The sequence below is a fragment of the Bradyrhizobium sp. genome (assembly GCF_019242285.1).
In the GTDB taxonomy this organism is placed as follows: Bacteria; Pseudomonadota; Alphaproteobacteria; order Rhizobiales; family Xanthobacteraceae; genus Bradyrhizobium.
In genome coordinates, this window is record NZ_JAFAVV010000162.1 from 1 (window position 1) to 6124 (window position 6124).

Genomic DNA, 6124 nt, shown 5'->3' on the forward strand with positions numbered 1-6124 from the left:
GTGGTGATGGACAATATTTGGGACAACGGGTTCCGCCAGACTACCTCCTCGACCAGGCCGATCAACGGTCCGGACGATTTCAAGGGCTTCAAGATCCGCGTGCCGGTGTCGCCGCTGTGGACCTCGATGTTCAAGGCGTTCGACGCATCCCCCGCCTCGATCAATTTCAGCGAGGTCTATTCGGCGCTGCAGACCAGGATCGTCGAGGGCCAGGAAAATCCGCTGGCGCTGATCTCGACCGCGAAGCTTTACGAAGTGCAGAAATATTGCTCGCTGACCAACCACATGTGGGACGGCTTCTGGTTCCTGGCGAACCGCCGCGCCTGGCAGGCCTTGCCGGAGGATGTTCGCGCCATCGTCGCCAGGAACGTCAACGCCGCGGCGGTCAAGGAGCGCGAGGACACCGAGAAGCTGAACGCCAGCGTCAAGGAGGATCTTGTCGCCAAGGGCCTGGTGTTCAATCAGCCCGACGTGGGGCCGTTCCGCGAGAAACTCAGGACCGCCGGATTCTATGCCGAGTGGAAGGGCAAATACGGCGAGCACGCCTGGGAGATCCTGGAGAAAGCGGTCGGCAAGCTGTCGTAGCGTCGGGCGGTTCGAGGGCGTCATGACTCGCGTTGAAGTAACTGAATTCAGCGTCACCGAAGTGGTGCTCGAATCCCCTCCTCGACGGCCTTCGCTGATCGGCTCGATCGAACGCCTCGTCGGAAGGCTGGTCGAAATCCCGGCGGCGATCCTGGTGGTCGCCGAGATCGTGATCCTGTTCGCCGGCGTGGTGGCGCGCTACGTCCTGCATGCGCCGCTGGTCTGGTCGGACGAGCTCGCGTCGATCCTGTTCCTGTGGCTCGCGATGCTGGGCTCGGCGGTGGCGTTCCGCCGCTCCGAGCACATGCGGATGACCGCGGTGGTCGCGAGCCTGCGGCCTGCGGCGCGGGCCTATCTCGACGTGGTCGCAACCTGCGCGGCGCTGGCGTTCCTCCTGATGGTGGTGCAGCCCTCCTTCGATTACGCCTACGAGGAGAGCTTCATCACCACGCCGGCGCTGCAGATTTCCAACAGTTGGCGCGCAGCCGCGCTGCCGGCCGGCATCTGCCTGATGGTGCTGTTCGCGCTGCTGCGGCTGATCCGGACCGGGGATTTCCGGACGCTGGCGGCGGCGGTGATTTCAGTCGCGGTGATCGTCGCGGTGTTCTGGCTGGCCCAGCCGGTGCTGCGTCCGCTCGGCAACATCAACCTGATCATCTTCTTCGTCGGCGTCGCCGGGTTCTGCGTGTTCACGGGCGTGCCGATCGCCTTCGGCTTCGGCCTTGCGGTGTTCGGCTATCTCGCCCTCACCACCCGCACGCCCTTGATGGTGGTGGTCGGGCGGATGGACGAGGGCATGAGCCATCTGATCCTGCTCTCGGTGCCGCTGTTCGTCTTTCTTGGCCTCCTGATCGAGATGACCGGCATGGCGCGGGCCATGGTGGCGTTCCTGGCGAGCCTGCTCGGCCATGTCCGCGGCGGCCTGCACTACGTGCTGCTCGGCGCCATGTACCTGGTCTCCGGCATCTCCGGCTCCAAGGCCGCCGACATGGCGGCGGTGGCGCCGGTGCTGTTCCCGGAGATGAAGGAGCGCGGGGCCAAGCCCGGCGACCTCGTCGCGCTGCTGTCGGCGACGGGCGCGCAGACCGAGACCATCCCGCCGAGCCTGGTGCTGATCACCATCGGCTCGGTCACGGGCGTCTCGATCTCCGCGCTGTTCACCGGCGGCCTCCTGCCCGGCATGGTGCTCGCGGCCACCTTGGCGATGCTGGTCTGGTGGCGCTACCGGAACGAGGATCTGAGCCACGTCCAGCGCGCCAAGGGTGCGGAGATCGCCCGCAGCTTCGTCATTGCCCTGCCCGCGCTGGCGCTGCCCTTCGTGATCCGCGCTGCCGTGGTCGAGGGCGTGGCGACGGCGACCGAGGTGTCGACCATCGGCATCGTCTATGCCGCCCTGATCGGGCTCCTGATCTACCGCCGCTTCGACCGGCGGCGGCTGTTGCCGATGCTGATCGAGACGGCGGCGCTGTCGGGGGCGATCCTGCTGATCATCGGCACCGCGACCGGCATGGCCTGGGGATTGACCCAATCCGGCTTCTCACGGGCGCTGGCGACCGCCATGACCGGCCTGCCCGGCGGCGCCGCGAGCTTCATCGCGGTGTCGATCGCGGCCTTCATGGTGCTGGGCAGCGTGCTGGAAGGGATTCCGGCGATCGTGCTGTTCGGGCCGCTGCTGTTTCCGATCGCCAAGGCGGTCGGCGTGCACGAGGTGCATTATGCGATGATCGTCATCCTCGCCATGGGCATCGGATTGTTCGCGCCGCCCTTCGGCGTCGGCTATTATGCGGCCTGCGCCATCGGGCGGGTTGATCCGGCACAGGGCATTCGGCCGATCCTCGGCTATATGCTGGCGCTCCTGGTCGGCTTGATCATCGTGGCGATTTTTCCGTGGATTTCGATCGGGTTCCTGTAATGTCCTAAAGCAAGCGGGAGGTGGCCGATGAGTGTCAGGCAGAGCCAATATGACGTTGGTCTGGACAAGACTCCCGCCAACTATGTGCCGCTGACCCCGCTCAGCTTCATCACCCGCAGCGCGGCGGTGTTCCCGAACCACCTCTGCGCGGTCTATGAGGGCCGCAGCTTCACATGGGAGCAGACCTACCGGCGCTGCCGGCAGTTCGCCTCCTACCTCGCGCAGAACGGCATCGGCGAGGGCGACACGGTCGCGGCGATGCTGCCGAACGTGCCGGCAATGAACGAGCTGCATTTCGCCGTCCCCATGACCGGCGCCGTCCTCAATGCGCTCAACATCCGGCTCGACGCGCCCTCGATCGCGTTCCAGCTCGACCATGGCGGGGCGAAGATCATCCTGGTCGATCCGGAATTTTCCGGTGTGATCGCCGAGGCGCTACAGCAGATGACGAGGCCGAAGCCGCTCGTCATCGACGTCGATGACACGGCCTATTCAAGCGGCAAACGCATCGGCGAGATCGAATACGAGGCGGCGCTGGCGCAGGGCGACGCGAATTTCGCGCCGCACATGCCCGCGGATGAATGGGACGCGATCGCGCTGAGCTATACCTCGGGCACCACGGGTAATCCCAAGGGCGTCGTCACTCATCACCGCGGCGCCTATCTCAACGCTGTCAGCAACATCCTGGCGGGCAATCTCGGCCAGCACCCGGTCTATCTCTGGACGCTGCCGATGTTCCACTGCAACGGCTGGTGCTTTCCCTGGACCATCGCGGCCGCGGCCGGCGTCAATGTCTGCCTGCGCAAGGTCGATCCGGCCAAAATCTTCGAATTGATCGCGAAGCACGGCGTCACCCACATGTGCGGCGCGCCGATCGTCTACAACACGATGATCAACGCGCCCGGCGCGCCCAAGGGCAAGCGCGAGAAGCCGGTCTGTGGCCTGATCGCGGGCGCCGCGCCACCGGTCGCCGTGATCGAGGGCGCCGAAAGCATCGGCATCAGGCTCACCCACGTCTACGGCCTGACCGAAGTTTACGGCCCCGCCTCGGTCTGCGCCGAGCAGCCGGGCTGGGACGACCTCACCGTCGCAGAGCGCGCGCACATGAAGCGGCGGCAGGGCGTGCCCTACCCGCTCGAGGAAGCCGTCACCGTGCTCGATCCGCAGACCATGCGCGAGGTGCCGCGCGACGGCGAGACCATCGGCGAGGTGATGTTCCGCGGCAACATCGTGATGAAGGGCTACCTCAAGAACGAGAAGGCGACGAGGGAGGCCTTTGCCGGCGGCTGGTTCCACACCGGCGATCTCGGCGTGCTCGACGAGCACGGCTATGTCATCATCAAGGACCGCTCCAAGGACATCATCATCTCCGGCGGCGAGAACATCTCCTCCGTCGAGGTCGAGGACGTTCTCTATCGTCATCCCGCCGTGCTGTTCGCGGCCGTGGTGGCAAAGCCCGATGCGAAATGGGGCGAGGTGCCCTGCGCCTTCCTCGAATTGAAGGACGGTGCGACCGCGACCGAGGCCGAGATCATCGCCTATTGCAAGAGCCACATGTCCGGCTTCAAGACGCCGAAGGCCGTGGTGTTCGGGCCGATCCCGAAGACGTCGACCGGCAAGATCCAGAAATTCCTGCTGCGCAACCAGGTGGAGTCGGCGAAGGCGATCTCGGCGTAGCCGTCATTGCGAGTCCTGTAGGGTGGGCAAAGGAGCGAAGCGACGTGCCCCTTGGCTCCCGTAACGGCGGCAATGTGGTGGGCACGCTGCGCTTGGCCCACGCTCCGCAATCTTGACGGCCTCACCCCACCTCGAGCCGCATCCCATCATAAGCCGGCACGACGCCTTCCGGCAGGCTCTGCCGCAGCACCTCGTAGTCGAGGTCGGAATGCATGTTGGTGATGACGGCGCGCTTCGGCCTGAAGCGCGCGATCCAGGACAGCGCGTCGTTGACGCTGAAATGGCTTGGATGCGGCGTGTTGCGCAGGCCGTCGACGATCCAGAGGTCGAGATTCTCCAGGCTGCGCCAGCTCGCCTGCGGAATGTCGCTGATATCAGGGGTGTAGGCGGCATCGCCGATGCGATAGCCGAGCGCGGGGATGTTGCCGTGCTGCACGTCGAAGGCGGACAGCGTGACCGAGCCTCCCTTCCCGTCGATGCTGCGGCTCTCGCCGCCCTCGATCGCATGCTGGGTCAGGATCGGCGGATAATCGCTGCCGGCCGGCGAGATGAAACAGTAGGAGAACCGATGAATGATGTCCTTCGCCGTCGACTGGTTCAGGTGGACGGGAATCCGGCGGCGCTGATGCAGCACCACCGAGCGAAGATCGTCGATGCCATGGGTCTGGTCGGCATGCTCATGGGTGAGAAACACCGCATCGAGATGGTCGACCTCGGCGTCGATCAACTGCTCGCGCAGGTCGGGCGAGGTGTCGATCAGGATCCGCGTCGTGCCATGCGGCGCGGTGCGCTCGACCAGCAGCGAGCAGCGGCGGCGGCGATTCCTGGGATTGGCGGGATCGCAGGCGCCCCAGCCGAGCGCCGGGCGCGGGACGCCGGCGGAAGAGCCGCAGCCGAGAATCGTCAGCGTCAGCGTCATGCGGCAGCCGCTTCCGGACGCGGCACCTTGGCGAACAGGCGGAAGAAATTTTCCGTGGTCTGCCGGGAAATCTCCTCCAGCGAGACCCCCCTCGCCTCCGCCAGCACGCGCGCGACCTCCACGACATAGGCCGGCTCGTTGCGTTTTCCGCGGAACTTGCCGGGCGCGAGATAGGGCGCGTCGGTCTCGACCATGATGCGGTCGGCCGGCAGCTCGGCGGCCAGCGCGCGCAGCGCTTCCGACTTCTTGAAGGTGATGATGCCCGTGAACGAGATCGACAGCCCGAGCTCGATCGCCTTCATCGCCAGCTCCCGGCCGCCGGTGTAGCAATGCAGCACGGCACGGAACGGGCCCTTGGCCGCCTCCTCTTCCAGGATGCGCCGGCAGTCGTCATCAGCCTCGCGGGTGTGGATCACCAGCGGCAGGCCGGTCAAGCGCGCCGCGTCGATATGCGCGCGAAAGCCGCGCGCCTGCGCTTGCGGCGAGCCGTTGTCGTAGAAATAGTCGAGCCCGGCCTCGCCGAGCGCCACCACCTTCGGATGTCTCGTCAGCGCGACCAGCTCGTCCGGGGCGATGCCGTCCTCCTCGTCCGCATGATGCGGATGGGTGCCGACCGAGCAGTAAACGTTCGGAAAGCGGTCGGCGATCGCGATCAGCTCGGCGAGCCGCCTCACCCGGGTCGATATCGTTATCATCCGGCCGACGCCGGCCTGCGCCGCCCGCGCCACGATGGCGTCGAGATCGGCGGCGAAGTCCGGGAAATCCAGATGGCAGTGGCTGTCGACGAGCATGGACAGTATCTATGCCGCCGACGGCTCGATGTAACGGGGGAAGACCGCTTGCGGCGCAGGCAGCGTTGTGCCCGGCGCAATTCTGGTCGCGCCGCCGAGCCGGTCAAAACTGCGCTCGGTTACGGGGATGCCGAGGCTGTCGAGCAGCTTCTCGGACGCCGTAGGCATCACCGGCTGGGTCAGGATCGCGATCTGCCGCACCACCTCGGCAGTGACGTACAGCACCGTCTGCTGGCGCGG

5 protein-coding genes and 1 pseudogene are annotated in these 6124 nt (G+C 66.1%); 3 read left to right on the top strand and 3 right to left on the bottom strand.

The window, feature by feature from the left end:
- The 3 genes from JOY90_RS05945 to JOY90_RS05955 form a co-directional block, all read left to right on the top strand.
- Window positions 1–585: TRAP transporter substrate-binding protein (locus JOY90_RS05945; protein ID WP_291690221.1), on the top strand; the 585-nt coding region annotated here is incomplete at its 5' end.
- A gap of 22 nt (window positions 586–607) precedes the next feature.
- The gene (locus JOY90_RS05950) at window positions 608–2497 is read left to right on the top strand and encodes a TRAP transporter large permease subunit (RefSeq protein WP_291690222.1); all 1890 of its coding nucleotides are present in this window, start codon (window positions 608–610) and stop codon (window positions 2495–2497) included.
- A 27-nt stretch (window positions 2498–2524) separates the two neighbouring features.
- The gene (locus JOY90_RS05955; protein WP_291690223.1) at window positions 2525–4174 is read left to right on the top strand and encodes an acyl-CoA synthetase; all 1650 of its coding nucleotides are present in this window, start codon (window positions 2525–2527) and stop codon (window positions 4172–4174) included.
- Between the two features lie 121 nt (window positions 4175–4295).
- Here JOY90_RS05955 and JOY90_RS05960 read toward each other — a convergent pair whose 3' ends face one another.
- The 3 genes and pseudogenes from JOY90_RS05960 to JOY90_RS05970 form a co-directional block, all read right to left on the bottom strand.
- The gene (locus tag JOY90_RS05960) at window positions 4296–5093 is read right to left on the bottom strand and encodes an MBL fold metallo-hydrolase (protein WP_291690224.1); all 798 of its coding nucleotides are present in this window, start codon (window positions 5091–5093) and stop codon (window positions 4296–4298) included.
- Entirely contained in the window at window positions 5090–5884 is a 795-nt protein-coding gene (locus JOY90_RS05965; protein WP_291690225.1) for a TatD family hydrolase, read from the bottom strand. Before JOY90_RS05965 ends, JOY90_RS05960 begins: the two co-directional genes overlap by 4 nt.
- 9 nt (window positions 5885–5893) lie before the next feature.
- Window positions 5894–6124: pseudogene (locus tag JOY90_RS05970) on the bottom strand (methionine--tRNA ligase); the annotation flags it as partial.